General features: G+C 43.5%; 17 protein-coding genes. 13 read left to right on the top strand and 4 right to left on the bottom strand.

Annotated features, from left to right (window positions below):
• Positions 1-269: 269 nt before the first annotated feature.
• From JKP77_RS21440 to JKP77_RS21415, 6 genes are all read left to right on the top strand, one after another.
• Entirely contained in the window at positions 270-545 is a 276-nt protein-coding gene (locus tag JKP77_RS21440; protein WP_218313223.1) for a putative quinol monooxygenase, read from the top strand.
• Positions 546-587: 42 nt separating this feature from the next.
• Entirely contained in the window at positions 588-812 is a 225-nt protein-coding gene (locus JKP77_RS21435) for an SRPBCC family protein (RefSeq protein ID WP_218313222.1), read from the top strand.
• A gap of 61 nt (positions 813-873) precedes the next feature.
• The gene (locus JKP77_RS21430; protein WP_218313221.1) at positions 874-1,278 is read left to right on the top strand and encodes a VOC family protein; all 405 of its coding nucleotides are present in this window, start codon (positions 874-876) and stop codon (positions 1,276-1,278) included.
• A 21-nt stretch (positions 1,279-1,299) separates the two neighbouring features.
• The gene (locus JKP77_RS21425) at positions 1,300-1,878 is read left to right on the top strand and encodes a dihydrofolate reductase family protein (RefSeq protein WP_218313220.1); all 579 of its coding nucleotides are present in this window, start codon (positions 1,300-1,302) and stop codon (positions 1,876-1,878) included.
• Positions 1,879-1,921: 43 nt separating this feature from the next.
• Positions 1,922-2,326 carry a hypothetical protein gene (locus JKP77_RS21420; RefSeq protein WP_218313219.1) on the top strand — a complete coding sequence of 135 codons (405 nt, stop codon included), beginning with the start codon at positions 1,922-1,924 and terminating at the stop codon, positions 2,324-2,326.
• Positions 2,323-2,616 carry a hypothetical protein gene (locus tag JKP77_RS21415; protein ID WP_218313218.1) on the top strand — a complete coding sequence of 98 codons (294 nt, stop codon included), beginning with the start codon at positions 2,323-2,325 and terminating at the stop codon, positions 2,614-2,616. Before JKP77_RS21420 ends, JKP77_RS21415 begins: the two co-directional genes overlap by 4 nt.
• A 743-nt stretch (positions 2,617-3,359) precedes the next feature.
• Here the strand turns inward: JKP77_RS21415 and JKP77_RS21410 are convergent.
• The 3 genes from JKP77_RS21410 to JKP77_RS21400 form a co-directional block, all read right to left on the bottom strand.
• Entirely contained in the window at positions 3,360-4,340 is a 981-nt protein-coding gene (locus tag JKP77_RS21410) for an IS5 family transposase (RefSeq protein WP_218313217.1), read from the bottom strand.
• A gap of 98 nt (positions 4,341-4,438) precedes the next feature.
• Positions 4,439-5,050, bottom strand: a complete 612-nt coding sequence (locus JKP77_RS21405; RefSeq protein ID WP_218313216.1) for a response regulator transcription factor — start codon at positions 5,048-5,050, stop codon at positions 4,439-4,441.
• On the bottom strand, positions 5,044-7,908 hold the full coding sequence (locus tag JKP77_RS21400) for an ATP-binding protein (protein WP_218313215.1): 2,865 nt from the start codon (positions 7,906-7,908) through the stop codon (positions 5,044-5,046). The genes JKP77_RS21405 and JKP77_RS21400 overlap by 7 nt, the downstream gene beginning before the upstream one ends.
• 303 nt (positions 7,909-8,211) lie before the next feature.
• Here JKP77_RS21400 and JKP77_RS21395 point away from each other — a divergent pair, with 303 nt between their 5' ends.
• The 7 genes from JKP77_RS21395 (at position 8,212) to JKP77_RS21365 (ending at position 14,139) form a co-directional block, all read left to right on the top strand.
• Positions 8,212-9,576, top strand: coding sequence for an OmpP1/FadL family transporter (locus JKP77_RS21395; protein ID WP_218313214.1), 1,365 nt, complete (start codon positions 8,212-8,214; stop codon positions 9,574-9,576).
• A gap of 27 nt (positions 9,577-9,603) precedes the next feature.
• Entirely contained in the window at positions 9,604-11,106 is a 1,503-nt protein-coding gene (gene tmoA / locus JKP77_RS21390) for a toluene-4-monooxygenase system hydroxylase subunit alpha TmoA (protein ID WP_218313213.1), read from the top strand.
• A gap of 19 nt (positions 11,107-11,125) precedes the next feature.
• Positions 11,126-11,377: a toluene-4-monooxygenase system hydroxylase subunit gamma TmoB gene (gene tmoB, locus JKP77_RS21385; RefSeq protein WP_218313212.1), complete on the top strand. Its 252-nt coding sequence runs from the start codon at positions 11,126-11,128 to the stop codon at positions 11,375-11,377.
• Positions 11,378-11,387: 10 nt separating this feature from the next.
• On the top strand, positions 11,388-11,726 hold the full coding sequence (gene tmoC / locus JKP77_RS21380; protein ID WP_218313211.1) for a toluene-4-monooxygenase system ferredoxin TmoC: 339 nt from the start codon (positions 11,388-11,390) through the stop codon (positions 11,724-11,726).
• 49 nt (positions 11,727-11,775) lie between these two features.
• Positions 11,776-12,087 (top strand): toluene-4-monooxygenase system effector TmoD, encoded by a 312-nt coding sequence (tmoD, locus tag JKP77_RS21375; RefSeq protein ID WP_218313210.1) that lies wholly within the window; start codon positions 11,776-11,778, stop codon positions 12,085-12,087.
• A gap of 11 nt (positions 12,088-12,098) precedes the next feature.
• A complete protein-coding gene (tmoE, locus tag JKP77_RS21370; RefSeq protein ID WP_218313209.1) occupies positions 12,099-13,082 on the top strand; it encodes a toluene-4-monooxygenase system hydroxylase subunit beta TmoE in 984 nt (327 codons plus the stop codon).
• Between the two features lie 76 nt (positions 13,083-13,158).
• Positions 13,159-14,139: a 2Fe-2S iron-sulfur cluster binding domain-containing protein gene (locus tag JKP77_RS21365; protein ID WP_218313208.1), complete on the top strand. Its 981-nt coding sequence runs from the start codon at positions 13,159-13,161 to the stop codon at positions 14,137-14,139.
• A gap of 519 nt (positions 14,140-14,658) precedes the next feature.
• On the opposite strand, the gene JKP77_RS21360 is transcribed toward JKP77_RS21365, so the two are convergent.
• Entirely contained in the window at positions 14,659-15,495 is an 837-nt protein-coding gene (locus JKP77_RS21360; RefSeq protein WP_218313207.1) for a tyrosine-type recombinase/integrase, read from the bottom strand.
• Between the last annotated feature and the right edge of the window lie 148 nt (positions 15,496-15,643).

The following is a 15,643-nucleotide window of genomic DNA, read 5'->3' as shown; positions in this document are numbered from 1 at the left end:
AACCACCTCCGCAGCCATTTATTGGTGTGGTCTACAGAGGATTATGTCTTTTTAGAGGGGAAAATCCCTAGAACCCCCTATACGGTGTAGAGTCAGACGACTACGAAGAGTTTATTACTGGTAAGCGAAAAGACAATTCAGGTAACGCAATTGCAGTAAAGTTTGCTATGCGTTCAAAGAAGTAGGGTAATAGCAAGTAAAATGCCTAACCAGACGTTGCAGCGGCCCCCTTACACTGCGCTTCGTTATGTGTCTATGAGGATAATTTCGTGCCAATAATCGTTGCAGGAAAATTGAGATTAAAGTCAGGTACACGAGATGAATTTATCGAGAAATCAGTTGAAGCAATCTCCCTTGCAAGAAAGTTAGATGCCTGTGAAGACTTTTCAGTGTCGGCAGATCCAATTGATGAGAACAGAGTAAATATTTTTGAAAAATGGAAGTCACGTAAATCGCTAGATGAGTTCAGAAACTCAGGGCCAAATAATGATTCATTTTCTCTAGTAGAATCTTTTGATGTGAATGAGTATGAGACCAACACATAACACTTATGAGCCTCCGGGCTGTCAATCAAAAAAGATAGCCCCTTGCACACCGGTTCCTCGCTGGAAAGGCAGGAGTGCAAAGCACTCCAGTTTCATGAATTCGTGCTGTTTAAAATGGAATTTATCCAACCGTTTAAAGCAACGAATACCGCAGAATTTACGCTTGAGCCTGAAGGTGACGGCACAGTTGTGACATGGTCAATGTATGGCGAAAGAAACTTTCTAGGCAAAGCCATGGGACTAATATTGAGTCCTGACAAAAGATAGGAAACCCTTTCGAGGATGGGGTTAAAGATTTGAAAGAGAAAGTTGAGAAAAGCGATTAGTTATGAACCCTGTAGTACATTTTGAAATGCCATATCGTGATACCGAGCGTGCCGCGAAATTTTACGAAGCTGCTTTTGGCTGGAAAATGAAAATGTTAGGCGAGGATATGGGAAATTATTTGCTAGCCACCACTGCGGAATCTGATGTGATTCCTGACCGCTATAAGGGCGCGATTGATGGCGGTTTATTCCCGTTCAAAGAAGACTGGCTGATGCAGCATCCTTCAATCGTTATCGCAGTGGACGATATTAAATCCTCAATGAACCGTGTTACAGACGCTGGCGGCAATGTGCTCGACGAACCCATGACTAGACCCGGCATAGGTGAGTGTGTTTCCTTCGTCGATACAGAAGGTAACCGCACAGTATTCTGCAACCTAGCGGTCAAGAAAAACCATGTTAGTTAAATAGAGGATGAACTTTCAAAAATGAGAAAACTTAAAATCATGGAGCACGTCTCGCTTGACGGCGTTATTCAAGCCCCCGGAAGTCGTGAAGAAGACCCCGGAGGTGGTTTCGAGTATGGCGGTTGGAGCGCTACGATTGACGACCCTGTCGTTGATGAAGCCGTCATGAGTGTGCATGATAAAGAGCTAGACCTGCTACTGGGGCGGAGAGTCTATGATATCTGGTCAAATTACTGGCCTGAATCAGAACATCCCATAGGTGTTGGCATCAATAATGCGACAAAACATGTCGTAACCAACAGGCCTGAGAGTTTGGATTGGGGACCTGCAAAGAGCATAAGCGGAGATATTGTTGCAGGAATTCGCGCCATTAAAACACGGAATGGTCCTGATATTATCACTTGGGGAAGCTCTACACTAACTCCGGTTTTGATAGAGAACGAACTGGCTGATGAGATTATTCTTATAACATATCCAGTGCTAATCGGTTCAGGAAAGCGCTTTTTCGAAGATGCCAATCCACGCGAACTTTCTCTCGTAAGTTCGAAAGCTGGCGCTGCGGGCGTTGTGGTCAATACCTACAAACCTTGCCGACGCTAGAGACGCAGTCTTAAATGAATGATCAATCTTGTGTTTGGAAACAATGAGTCTAGATGTAAAAATTGCAAAATTGATTTTGAAGGAGTCCGGCATAAGCCCCTCAAAGCTTGGCTTGCGCTTTGATAGAGTTGTTTTGCGTGTGTTGGGTGATATACGGACTTTTACGGAGAGTGAAATAGAATGTGGTCAAACTATTCTTTTGGTTGTGTCCGCTCCAATTTTCAAACCTGTCAAAACTATTGAAGGCATCAAGATTGAAATTACAAACATCTTAAATGACAATAATTATGGTCAGCAATGTATAAAAGCTATTGAGGGCAATCAGATAAACCTTAGGCTTGTTCAATCTAATGGTCGGCACAAGTTTATCGGCTTTGTACAAAACATAGATCAATGCTCTCAAAATCTTATGGATTTAGCGGAAAAATGGATAAGGTTAGATGCATGAGTGAGAAGAGGACAAAAATTCCCGGCAGCGTGGTTCATGATTTGCCAGAGGATTTAGCGCCGGCCCTGTTGTTGGGCTGGTTGCCAACACCGTTAAAAACAATCATAGCAAACATAGCAAAGAAAAAGCCGGGAAGTCAGTCCCGGCTTTCTAATTTCACTATGCTGCATTGGAGTTTTTTTGACTACCGCCTGATCGAAGCGCGCAGGATATCGTCATCGAGATTGCGGAAATACGCAAAAATAAATTGTTGCATGAAACATTACTACCAGAAGGCTTTTTTAAAATAATTACGTCCGCTGGCAATATTTTGGATGGCAGATATAGAAGAGTTGTGACATCAAAAAAGAGGGATTATCCCGCCTTATCTAGTCTCTTCAGTGTGCAATTCAAAGACAAAAGCAGCATTGCTGCATTTTTCATGTATCACACAAGTGACGTTAATCGCAAAGTAGTTATATTCAGCCTAGATGAGATTTATAGGGAGACGCGAAAAATTTGGCTTCAGTCGAATAAAGTTAATTCGTTGATTTTGGGTCAGTATAATCCAGTATTTTTTTAACAACATCAAATAACACGGATAAAACAATCATTCTTTCAGATGTCGCAGTCGATGCTGAGCGTATCCCGTATCCTGCCGTCAGCATCAGGTTTAAAATCCGGTTTTGTTGATATAGTAGACACAATTATCGTTCCATTATAGGGATTAGAGGCAGAATCAGTTATCCAAAAATTTAGCAGGCCAATAAATATCCCACCAGGAGAGTCCGCTACAGTCCGCTTAGTGATTGATTCCCAGCTAATGTTTATTTACAAAATACAAATTACTTTATTTAACAGGCAACAACATTTGCATAAATATGAGCCTTTTGTAGTTGACTATTTTAGGGAAGCTGCGAACAAGTCCTGCAATTTAGGTCTTGAACGGGATTTCGCATTTCCGCCTGATTTTTGAACATCAAAGTTCCGTTTTCGGCCAATATACTACCGTTTTCGCTCTGATTTCGACCCAAATCCGGGAAAATCCCAGATTTCAGACAGATCTTGGCTGACGTCTCAACATCTGGTCTACTTTAAACAGGTTAGCCAAGGTAAATAACATGGCCAATTGACTGTCGTTTTTCATCAGTCCTTTGTAGCGTGCTTTGATGAAGCCAAACTGACATTTGATAATGCGAAACGGATTTTCTACCTTTGCTCGGATGCTGGCTTTTAAGTATTCGATGTTAATGGCAGTTTTGTTTTTGCGGGGATGCTTTTTCAGTGCCCGAACTTTACCGGGGCGCTCTGCTATCAACCATTCTAAATTCGTATCCTGAAGCTCTTCGCGCTTCTCTGCGCCTTGATAACCGGCATCGCCGCATACAAATTCCTCATCGCCGTGCAAAAGGTTTTTCATCTGATTCAGGTCATGTTCATTAGCGGCAGTCGTCACGAGTGTATGAGTTAAACCACTCTTGGCGTCCACTCCGATATGGGCTTTCATACCGAAGTGCCATTCATTGCCTTTCTTGGTCTGATGCATATCCGGGTCACGTTCATTCTTTTTATTTTTAGTGGAGCTGGGCGCTTCAATAATCGTGGCATCCACCAATGTTCCCTGCGTCATCATCACACCGCAGTCCGTCAGCCATAGGTTAACCGTTTTGAATAATTTGCGAGTAAGCTTGTGTTTTTCCAGCAAGTTCCGGAAATTCATAATCGTAGTGCGGTCAGGAATCGCTTTATCCAGTGACAGTTTTGCAAACTGACGCATCGAAGCAATTTCATATAACGCATCTTCCATTGCTTCATCACCAAGGCTATACCATTGCTGCATGCAGTGAATGCGGAACATTGTCTCAAGCGCATACGGACGGCGACCATTGCCTGCTTTAGGATAAAAGGGTTCAATTACTTCCAGCAGTTGAGACCACGGCAACAAGTTGTCCATCCGGGATAAGAAAATCTCTTTACGGGTCTGGCGGCGCTTGCTGAAAAACTCACTATCGGCAAAAGTTAACTGTTGGCTCATGAGTGTTGGTCGTTGCGATTTACAGTACCGCTATGATCTCATATCAGGGACTAATTCGCATCTTTCCTAGTACAAATAGCACTAGTAAATGTCATAGGTTAGCGACCTATTTTCCCCATATCTCTGACGATTTCAGGTAATGAGCGGGTTTCCATTTTTATCATGATATTATGGCGATGAACCTTCACCGTTGCTTCTGATATTCCGAGCTCTATTGCCGTTTGTTTATTTAAATAACCTTTAAGAATGAACGGCAATACCTGCTTTTCCCGTTCACTTAATGAGGCGTAGCGACGCCGTATAAGGTCTTGTTCATGGTGTTGCTCAGACGCAATGAGATCAATTTTGAGAGCGGTTCTGATTGCGCTGAGTATTTCTTCTTCGCGAAATGGTTTGGTCAGAAAATCTATTGCGCCTTCTTTCACCGCTTGCACTGCCATTGGAATATCGCCATGACCACTAATAAAAATAATCGGCAGTTTATGATGCTTCTCATTCAATATTTTTTGAATATCGAGTCCGCTCATTTCTGGCATTCTCACATCCAGAATAAGACAACCATGTCTACGTTGCGGTAATTGTTGCAGAAATGCGTCGGCTGATGAAAAACAGATAACGTCCAATCCGATAGAGCGCACCAAGCTGCTTAACGCTTCGAGCACTGAATGATCATCATCAACGATATAGATTATGCTATCGTTATTCACCATTTTGATGGCCTTTTTATTGGTAGCTCAATTACAAATCGTCCTCCATGAGAGTACGAACTGTCTAACCAGATATGCCCCTGATGAGCTTCTACTACTGTTCTACATATAGCCAACCCCATGCCCATACCTGCTCCTTTGGTGGTGAAAAATGCGTTGAATATAGCCTTTTTAGTTTCTTCATCATGAATACCTGGACCGGTGTCGGAAACTCTTATGAATATCCTATGCTTCTCTGCGGCGGGTACGATGTCAATTGTTAACTGCTTAGGACGGGTTTGTGTTTCCATCGCTTCAATGGCATTGAGGGTAAGGTTAATCAATAGCTGTTGTAGTTGTACTGGATCACCTTCAACATCGGGTAAATCAGAAGGAATTTCGGTTCTAAAGAAGACATTGTTGCGCTGTAAACGGGAGCCCAAAATCAGTTCTATTTCGTTAAGTAAGCGAATGAAATCCAGGTTTACCTGTTTTGCTTCTGAGCCTTTTAGAAAAGAACGTATCATTCTGATAATGTCTGCAGCCCGGTCAGAGTCCCGAATAATTCTTGTCAGTACCCCTTCCAGTTCTTTCTGATTTGGCGGCTGATTGTTTAACCAGCGACAACCGGCATTTGCGTTAGTCATTATGGCTGATAGCGGTTGATTCACTTCATGGGCAATATAAGCCGCTAATTCCCCCATGGTAGAAAATCGTGAGACTCGCATGAGCTCTTGTTGTAATTGATCTCTGGCTTGCTGCGCGGCTTTTTTTTCGGTGATGTCATCGATAATTTGTACAATAACCGGTGGATCATTATGTTGTTCAGGGATCAAAGATACACTCACGTTAGCCCAAATTTTGTCGCCATTTCGGCATAAATAGCAACGTTCAATATGGTATTCGCTGCCTCCAGTTTGGAGCAGTTTGTCGAGTCTATGGCGCATGGAGGTTCGTTCCTCAGGGAGTGTCAATGCTTCCATATTCATACTTTTAAGCTCGACGGTGCGATATTGTGTCATTTTTCTAAATGCTGGATTGGTTGAGATAATATCGCCGGTTGCATTGGTGAGTACGATTCCGGCGGCTGAGTTCTCATAGATTGCTTTCCAGCGAGCCGTTGAGGTCTCCAGTGCCAGGTTGGTCGTTTCAAGTTTACGTTGATTACTGATCAGTTGCGTAGTGAGTTGGGCAATATCATAATTTTGGTCGGATAACTCATTTTGTAATGCATCGCGGGCAACTTTCAAGGTGATAATATTTTTCACTCTGGCTTTTAGTTCCTGAGCTGAAAAGGGTTTAACCAGGTAATCCTGTACAGACTCCGACAGTAGCTTGAGCCTTAATTCCTCATCCGATTTCGCAGAGAGAACCATGACCGGGATCAATGCCAGTTCATGCTGTCTTTTCAGCTCATCAACCAGTTGAATTCCGCTGATTACCGGCATCATCAGATCAGTAATCAGCAGATCAGGTTGTTCGCGTTGTAGAAATTCCAATGCTGTGGCACCGTTGTGGGAAACGCAAACCTGATAATCCTGGTGCAGGCAACTTTGTATAAAGGCACTCATATCGGGATTATCTTCCACGATCAGTATTTTGGCGCGATGGTCCTGAAGTGAGTATCCGGTAGGGGACTCTGCCGGCATAGGAGGAGGAATATAGCCACCGAGATATAGATCATGTTTGGTGCAGGTTGTGGGTTGATGTTGTTCAGACAGAGAATATTCTCTAGGAGTCTTGATTGGCAGTTCGACTTGAAAACAGGCGCCGTCGGCGGCAACATCACAGATGTTGATATTACCATGGTGAAGTTCAACAAATTCTTTGACAATGGAAAGACCAAGACCCGTACCTTGATGTGTTTTGTTGCCTTCGCCAACCTGTGAAAAACGTCGAAAAACATCCTGGCGCAGCGCTTTTGGGATGCCAGGGCCACTATCGCGTATCGTGAGCAGAAGGTGCTGCTCAGTGCGTTTCTCCAGTTGACATAGGATCATGCCGCCTTCGGGCGTAAATTTAAAAGCATTGGATAGCAGGTTTAGTAGAATTCTTTCGAATTTATCCAGATCAACTTCCGCATTGAGTTGCTGTGGTGTTGAGATATGAAAAGTGATGTGTTGTTGCACGGCAATACCATTGAAATTAACGCACACCTCGCTGATAAAGCGAGCAAGATCCACTTTTGCATAAGACATTTGCATCTGCCTGGCATCCATTTTTGAGAGATCCAACAACGAATTGACCTGCTTTAGCAGAGTAAGCGCGTTACGCTGTATCAATGTCAGTTTTTGGTTATCTTCTGCTGTGAGCTGAGACTTGTTTTGCAACAGTGTTTCGAGCGGCCCTAAAATCAGTGAAAGAGGCGTTCTTAGTTCATGGCTGACTTTGGCAAAAAAATCGCTTTTGGCATTGTCCAGTTGTTTTATTTGTTCGACTAGTTCTTCCAGCTTTTTATTTTTAATTGCAAGTTGTTCTTCCGCTTTTTTCTTGTCGCTGATGTTGCGTCCTTCAGCCAGTAAATAAATAACATCACCGGCTTCATTTTTAATAGGCAAAAGGGAATAGTCTATGGCGATGACTCCTCTGCCATTTTCTCGCCCAAGGACATCAAAATCACATCGTACGAACTCACCGTGAGATGCGCGAATCACCAGTTCTTTTAGCTTAGATACTGTTTCATCGGAAATTTGCCACCAATGGGCTTGCCAGAATGGCTGGCCTTTAATTTCATCGAGGGTAATACCTGCACCAGTCAACGCAGCTGGATTGACTTCGATAACATTACCCTGAACATCCAGTAATGCGACGAATTCATATAATTGCTCCAGCATAATACGCGCCAGTTTATCTCTGTCACTTTGACCTTCAATGGATTCCATGGATAACACAGGAGAACTACTCAAATTGTTCATTCACTTATGTATTTATTTTTAACAAATATAAAACAAATGGAAACCTATTTGAAACATCTAAGCGAGCTAAATAAACCTTAATTCAGTTTTATCGATGTCAAACTAAACGTTAGTTTATTGATGTAAAAATAATGGGTGAAAATGTTAAGTATTTAGTAAATAAAAATAAACCAAGCGTCAATTTTATTTATTCCTGAATTGTTCAAAGCTACTTGTCAGGCAGCTATCCCTGCCAAGGGCGATAAAAATAATTTAAGTAAGGGATAAAATATGAAAAAGATAATTGACGTGAGTGCGACCCTGTTTGCCACAGTAGCATTCTCCGTTAACGCCACTCAAGTGTTCGATTTGGAAGGATTCGGAGCCATATCAAGATCAATGGGAGGAACCAGCGCGGCATACTACACTGGAAATGCTGCGCTGATCAGTAACCCGGCAACGTTGGCATTCGCACCTGAAGGACAGCAGTTAGAACTGGGACTGGATCTGGTTACTACCGACATTAATAGTACCAACAGTGATCGAGAAATTGCCAACAGTCAGACAACCTCAAATAACCGTGGGCCTTATTATGCGCCTCAAATCAGCTTTGTTACACAGTATCAGGACTGGCGTTTTGGTGTCGGGTTATATGCCAACGGGGGGTTAGGAACAGAGTTTGGTTCGGATAGTTTTCTTTCCCGTACTGAAAATGGAACTCAGACCTCATTTGAAAATAGCAGTCGGCTGTTGGTATTACGTGTTCCCTTCGGTTTCAGCTATCAATTTTCGCCTGAACTGACGTTTGGCGCTAGCGTCGATATGGTGTGGACAGCGTTAAATTTAGAACTGCTATTACCCGCTTCACAGGTCGGCGCTTTGGCTATGAATAATGACCTGTCTGGTTCCTTGGTTTCCCCATTAGCTGGATTTATTGGTGGAACGGGAGCTGCACATTTTAGTTTGAGCAAAAACGATCCGGTGGGCGGCGGTGTTGATGCTGTCGGACTTGCGGGGCGAGTGGGGATGACTTATCGATTGTCGGCCCAGACAATGTTGGGTGCGAGCTATAATTTTGAAACTTCAGTTGGTGACCTAACCGGCAATGCAACACTAACCGCCATTGACGGTTCAGCCAATACTTTACCCCTCAATGGCGATATCCGTTTCAGGGACTTTGAGATGCCTGCCAGCCTGACTGTTGGCGCCTCTCATCAGTTTAATGAGCGCTTGTTGCTGACTATTGATTTGCGCAGAACGTTCTGGAGTGACGTGTTTAGTTCTATTCAGGTCGGTTTTACCTCCGCTGCGGGTAATATTGCGATCAATTTGCCGCAAAACTATCAAGACATTACGGTTTACGCTGTGGGGGCGGCTTATCAGTATAACGATAAATTGACGTTACGAAGCGGGTTTAGCTATGCCGAGCAGGCGCAGGACATTAATTTACTGTTTCCGGTTATTCCTGCTTACCTCAAAAGACATCTGACGGTCGGCGGCGAGTATCGCCTAGATTCAGGTTCCGCATTTAATTTTGCACTTTCTTTTGGACTAAAAGAAACCTTACAGACGCCCTCATACATGGCTGGCAACGAGTTTTTGACGCAAAGTCACAGTCAGGTCAATGCGGTGTTTTCTTACACTCATCAATTTTAATTACTCTCAACACTCGGAGATTTAAACATGGCGTTACATCCTAGAAAAGATTGGTATGAACTTACCAGAACGACTAACTGGACACCTTCATTCGTTACTGAAGAAGAGCTGTATCCAGATCAGATGTCGGGTCACATGGGCATCCCTTTGGAAAAATGGGAAAGCTATGATGAACCTTATAAAACCTCTTATCCTGAATACGTCAGTGTCCAGCGCGAAAAAGACGCGGGTGCTTATTCGGTCAAAGCCGCATTGGAACGCGCGAGAATCTATGAAAATTCAGACCCAGGCTGGATCAGTACGCTAAAGGCACATTATGGTGCTATAGCAGTGGGAGAGTACGCGGCAGTCACCGGGGAAGGGCGCATGGCACGTTTCTCGAAAGCGCCAGGCAACCGTAACATGGCCGCGTTTGGGATGATGGACGAACTGCGCCATGGCCAGATTCAACTTTATTTTCCACATGAATATTGCAAAAAAGACCGCCAGTTTGATTGGGCATGGCGAGCCTATCACAGCAACGAATGGGCAGCGATAGCAGCCAAACATTTTTTTGACGACATTATTACCGGGCGTGATGCGATCAGTGTCGCGATTATGTTGACATTTTCATTTGAAACCGGGTTTACCAATATGCAGTTTTTGGGATTGGCTTCTGATGCCGCAGATGCGGGTGATTACACATTTGCCAACCTGATATCCAGTATTCAGACTGATGAGTCCCGCCATGCCCAACAGGGAGGCCCTGCATTACAAGTACTGATCGAAAATGGCAAGAAAGCGGAAGCTCAAAAGAAAGTCGATATGGCTATATGGCGTGCTTGGCGGCTTTTCGCAGTATTGACCGGACCTATCATGGATTACTACACGCCTCTTGAGCATCGTCAGCAATCGTTCAAAGAATTTATGTATGAATGGATTGTCGGTCAGTTTGAACGTTCATTGATTGATTTGGGGCTCGATAAACCGTGGTATTGGGAACTATTCCTAAAAGATATCGACGAACTTCATCACAGTTACCATATGGGAGTCTGGTATTGGCGCGCGACGGCATGGTGGAATCCTGCGGCAGGCGTTACGCCTGAAGAGCGTGATTGGCTGGAAGAAAAGTATCCAGGCTGGAACCGCCGTTGGGGACAATGTTGGGATGTGATCACCGAAAACGTTATCAATGACCGGATGGAACTGGTATCTCCAGAAACCCTGCCAACTGTATGCAACATGAGTCAGATCCCATTAGTAGGTATTCCAGGAGAAGATTGGGATATCCAGGTGTTCAGCCTTGAGCACAATGGCCGTCTTTATCACTTCGGTTCTGAGGTTGATCGTTGGGTATTCCAGCAGGATCCGGTGCAATATCAAAATCACCTTAGCTTCGTGGATCGTTTCCTGGCTGGAATGATTCAACCAATGGATCTGGGGGGGGCCCTGAAATATATGGGATTCCAGTCAATTGAAGAGATGGGGGTTGATGCTCACAACTTTGCCTGGGCAGAAAAATGCAAACCTGAGTACAAAAAATCGGCTTAATTAACTAAGGAGTATCACTATGTCAGCATTTCCTATTCATGCCGCGCTGGAAAAAGATTTTTTGGTGCAACTTATCGTGGTTGACGCGAATGACTCTATGGATCAGGTCGCAGAAAAAGTCGCATATCACTGTGTGAATCGACGGGTTAAGCCTAGAAAAGGGGTCATGCGGGTGCGTCGTCATCGCGCTAGTGAACTGTTTCCCCGAGAGATGACGGTAGCCGAAAGTGGATTGAAACCCACCGAAGTCATTGACGTTGTATTTGAATAGTAGGTTTGATATGAAATTTGAAAAAATCTGTTCACTCGATGATATATGGGAGGGAGAGATGGAAACTTTTGAAACCAATGATGGTACCGAGATCCTTATCGTTAACTCGGGAAATAATGGGATAAAGGCTTATCAGGCAATGTGTCCGCATCAGGAAATCCTGTTATCTGAAGGCACTTATGAGGACGGAATAATAACCTGCCGGGCTCATTTGTGGACTTTTGATGACTGTACCGGAAAGGGAATTAATCCTGATGATTGTGGGTTGGCTGAGTATCCAGTAGAGGTAAAAGGTGATGATATTTACGTTAGTACAGAAGGTATTAAGCCAAATATGGCACACACCTGAAGCGAAACCGAATGCTGTATCCGAACCATTTTCAGAGAAGGAAATAAACATGACCACTTTAGGTGATGCAACCTTAAACAATAACAATGTTGGTCCGATTATCCGAGCCGGTGATTTGGTTGAACCGGTAATCGAAACCGCAGAGATCGATAATCCCGGTAAGGAGATCCGGGTCGAAGACAAGAATGCCTATGTGCGAATTGAGACGGATGGTGAGTTGATCCTGACCCGTGCAACCCTGGAAACGCAATTGGGACGTCCGTTTAACATGCAGGAACTGGAAATTAACCTTGCATCCTTTGCTGGGCAGATACAAACCAGTGATGATCAAATCCGTTTCTATTTAGAGAAAAGACTTTAAAGGAGCTGATAATGAGCTTTGAATCGAAAAAACCATTGCGTACGTGGAGTCATCTGGCCGAGATGCGCAAAAAGCCAAGTGAATACGATATTGTGTCGCGTAAATTACATTACAGTACCAATAACCCAGATGCTCCCTGGGAACTCAGTCCCGATTGCCAGATGAACCTGTGGTATAAACAGTATCGTAATAACTCACCGCTAAAACACGACGACTGGGATGCCTTTACAGACCCGGATCAGTTGGTTTACCGAACCTATAACATGATGCAAGACGGTCAGGAAACGCATGTGAGAAGTCTCTTTGACCAGTTTAATGAACGTGAGCATGATCAGATGATCGAAAATGGCTGGCAACAGACATTAGCAACATGTTATGCACCATTGCGTTACTTATTCCATTGCCTGCAAATGTCTTCTGCATACGTGCAACAAATGGCCCCAGCCAGTACCATTTCCAATTGTTGTGTATTGCAAACTGCGGACAGCCTGCGTTGGTTAACCCATACGGCGTATCGTACGCATGAACTAAGTTTGACTTATCCCAATATTGGGTTGGGTGAAAACGAACGTCAACTGTGGGAACAGGAAGCTGGATGGCAAGGTTTAAGAGAGCTGATGGAAAAGCAACTTATTGCTTTTGATTGGGGGGAAGCGTTTGTCAGTCTGAACCTGGTGGTTAAACCCACGATTATGGAAAGTGTGCTGAAACCATTGCAAGCATCGGCGCGGGAGAATAACGATACTTTATTACCCCTGCTCATCGACAGTCAGCTCAAGGATGCGGAAAGACATAACCGTTGGGCAAAAGAATTGGTGCGTCATATGTTGGAAAACTCAGATAACCAGGCCGTTATTCAACAATGGATAGATAAATGGCAACCGCTGGCAGACAAAGCTGCAACAGATTACTTACAAATGTTGAATAAGAGTTCAGAACTGAGCGCCTATTTAGCGAATAATGCCGCGTTAAGAGCATCGTTACTTGCTGCCTGATTAGCTTATTTTCCTAAACCATCACTAATTAAAACTCCTCCCCCGGTTATGTCGGGAGGAGTTTTAGGGAGTTTCTATGTATACAGTCGATATTGCAGAGAGTCGCGAGTCTTTTCGCGCTGCCGCGGATGATTCTATACTCAGTGCGGCTTTAAGGGCTGGTCAGTCGATTCCCTATGAATGTAATTCAGGGGGATGCGGAGCATGCAAGTTTGATTTACTGGGAGGTGAAATTCAGGAGTTATGGCCTGACGCTCCGGGATTAACCGAGCGAGACAAACGTAAAGGTAAACATCTGGCTTGCCAGTGTCGGGCGATTTCTGACATTGAAATAAAATTGACCAATAGAGGGGAATTTCAATCGCTATTTCCGCCACAAAAATTTACTGCAGAAACGATGACTAAAGAAATCTTATCAGCAGAAATGTTCCGGCTTGTTCTGAATGCGCCTGCGCCGATTCAATTTGTACCGGGTCAATATTTTATGATCACTTTACCTGAGCTGGGTAGCAGAGCTTATTCGGTCGCTAATCCGGTAGACGGTAACAAATTAACCTTTATTATTAAATCAGTCCCAGGTGGGAAAATATCAAATGCGTTAGCCTATAATCTGCCGTGCACGCTAGCGCTGGATGGACCCTATGGTGTCACAGGATTAACCTCGACCGATGAACAGCAATCTGTTTTCATTGCTGGAGGGTCTGGTATCGCTCCTATGGTATCCATGGTCACAACATTGATCAATCAGGGCTACAAAAAGCCGATTACGGTTTTCTATGGTTCACGATTAGAGGATGAGTTGACCGCCTGTGATCGGCTATTTCCGAAAGCGGGTAACCTGCAATTGATTAAAGTTCTCTCTGCGGTTGATGAACATTCTGATTGGCGGGGTAAAACAGGATTTATTCATGAATCGATAAGCGAAGTGCTAACCGATTTTACGATGAGTGAGTTTTATTTATGTGGCCCACCTCCTATGATCAGTGCTGTACAAAAGCTGCTAATGCATGAAAAAGGAGTTGCTTTTGAGCGTATTCATTATGATCGTTTCTTTTAACATTGCTTCCATTTAGTCATGTTCGAATGAGCTACCAGGTTATATAGTAGCTCATTCGTTGTCAGCGTTACTTTCAAAGATTTTACTACCTTAAATTCACGAGTAAGAAAGGGTCTTTCGTATCATATAGTCTTTATTACTATATGCCCTTGTCCCAAGGGGGATAGTATTAATAGTCGTTACCTAACCAGTCTTTTGTAGCGATACGGGGGCCGTTTTCCATATGCTTGAACGATGGGTTTTCTTGAGTTTAGTTATTGTTAATGTGTGTTGCGTGAATTGAATTATTCCCTTTAAAACAGGTAGATATTTTCTGTCATCCGTTTATCCTCGTCTTAAGCGCAATATTTTTCTTTGCAAGAAAGACGAGCATGGCAACTCAAATTGATAGACACAATATCGACGACTCACTTTACGTCTTCCTTCAAGACAACAGTAAGAAGTGGTTTGACCAACCTGAGACTATCAGTACTAATGTAAGATATGCTATTTCCAAGTTCAGAATAATAGATTTTGTGCTCAGAGCTTTCGTTGTGAACCTTTGCGTATTCTGTCTCTGTGTGCCGGAGCTACATAAATTTCAACCGTCGTTTTTACACTGGCATGGCCAAGTTCTTCGGCTAACATAGTTTCATTTAATTCATCTAATGCTTGAGTAGCGCCGGTATGCCTCAACCAATGTGATGATGCACCGGCAATATCAAGCGCCTGTTGTTTCTTTCCACTCTTCATAAGAGTAGAAATAACCAAGTCAAACGCTTCTTCAACAATATTGTTGACACTATCTTGCTTAAGCGGTTTCCCAGTTTTCGTAGATGGTAGGGTTGGAGTGTCCTCATCGAGTCTGGGAAGGGGGGCTAAGCCCATCGATTCCCGGTATCTACCCAGCACATTTTCGATATATGAATCAGGGACCGTTACTACACGCTCTTTTTTTCCCTTGCCGACAACATGCAACACCCAGCCTTCATTACTAGGATCCGGTCGAAAATGATTGAATAAAGGGGTGTAATAGTCACGAGAAGATAACTCCGAAATCCTTAAGAACAATACTTTAAGGGATAACACTACAAACCTATGAATTTCAAACTTTGGGTTTTCGTCAGCTGCATCTGTAAGGCATTGAATAAATGTATCCCAGACCTCATCATCAAACGTATGTGGTGGCTGATATATTTTACCTTTGATCAGATATTTACAGTTTTTCTTGGCGTCTGCCAGATAGTTACGCATAACCAGTTCAGCATCAATTAACCATTTAAAAAAAACATTTAATGATGCATATGAATTGCGAAGTGACGTTTGGCTGATTTTATAGGCATGTTTAGTGCTGGAAGCCTTTCCAGGTGCTATCAACGATTCGATTTTCCGATTTGCCTTAGGCGTGCGATGAAGGGGTTCTAGGGATTTTCCCCTCTAAAAAGACATAATCCTCTGTAGACCACACCAATAAATGGCTGCGGAGGTGGGTTACTACTTATAAGTGTGGCAAATTAGGTAAATA

This window comes from Alteromonas antoniana, assembly GCF_019249295.1.
Taxonomy (GTDB): domain Bacteria; phylum Pseudomonadota; class Gammaproteobacteria; order Enterobacterales; family Alteromonadaceae; genus Alteromonas; species Alteromonas antoniana.
This window is presented reverse-complemented; position numbering and strand designations above follow the sequence as displayed.

Bases quoted from the DNA above. Each gene is read 5' to 3' on its own strand.
- JKP77_RS21430 (WP_218313221.1), top strand. From the start codon at position 874: ATGAACCCTGTAGTACATTTTGAAATGCCATATCGTGATACCGAGCGT.
- JKP77_RS21425 (WP_218313220.1), top strand. From the start codon at position 1,300: ATGAGAAAACTTAAAATCATGGAGCACGTCTCGCTTGACGGCGTTATT.
- JKP77_RS21420 (WP_218313219.1), top strand. From the start codon at position 1,922: ATGAGTCTAGATGTAAAAATTGCAAAATTGATTTTGAAGGAGTCCGGC.
- JKP77_RS21415 (WP_218313218.1), top strand. From the start codon at position 2,323: ATGAGTGAGAAGAGGACAAAAATTCCCGGCAGCGTGGTTCATGATTTG.
- JKP77_RS21410 (WP_218313217.1), bottom strand. From the start codon at position 4,340: ATGAGCCAACAGTTAACTTTTGCCGATAGTGAGTTTTTCAGCAAGCGC.
- JKP77_RS21405 (WP_218313216.1), bottom strand. From the start codon at position 5,050: ATGGTGAATAACGATAGCATAATCTATATCGTTGATGATGATCATTCA.
- JKP77_RS21400 (WP_218313215.1), bottom strand. From the start codon at position 7,908: ATGGAATCCATTGAAGGTCAAAGTGACAGAGATAAACTGGCGCGTATT.
- JKP77_RS21395 (WP_218313214.1), top strand. From the start codon at position 8,212: ATGAAAAAGATAATTGACGTGAGTGCGACCCTGTTTGCCACAGTAGCA.
- tmoA (WP_218313213.1), top strand. From the start codon at position 9,604: ATGGCGTTACATCCTAGAAAAGATTGGTATGAACTTACCAGAACGACT.
- tmoB (WP_218313212.1), top strand. From the start codon at position 11,126: ATGTCAGCATTTCCTATTCATGCCGCGCTGGAAAAAGATTTTTTGGTG.
- tmoC (WP_218313211.1), top strand. From the start codon at position 11,388: ATGAAATTTGAAAAAATCTGTTCACTCGATGATATATGGGAGGGAGAG.
- tmoD (WP_218313210.1), top strand. From the start codon at position 11,776: ATGACCACTTTAGGTGATGCAACCTTAAACAATAACAATGTTGGTCCG.
- tmoE (WP_218313209.1), top strand. From the start codon at position 12,099: ATGAGCTTTGAATCGAAAAAACCATTGCGTACGTGGAGTCATCTGGCC.
- JKP77_RS21365 (WP_218313208.1), top strand. From the start codon at position 13,159: ATGTATACAGTCGATATTGCAGAGAGTCGCGAGTCTTTTCGCGCTGCC.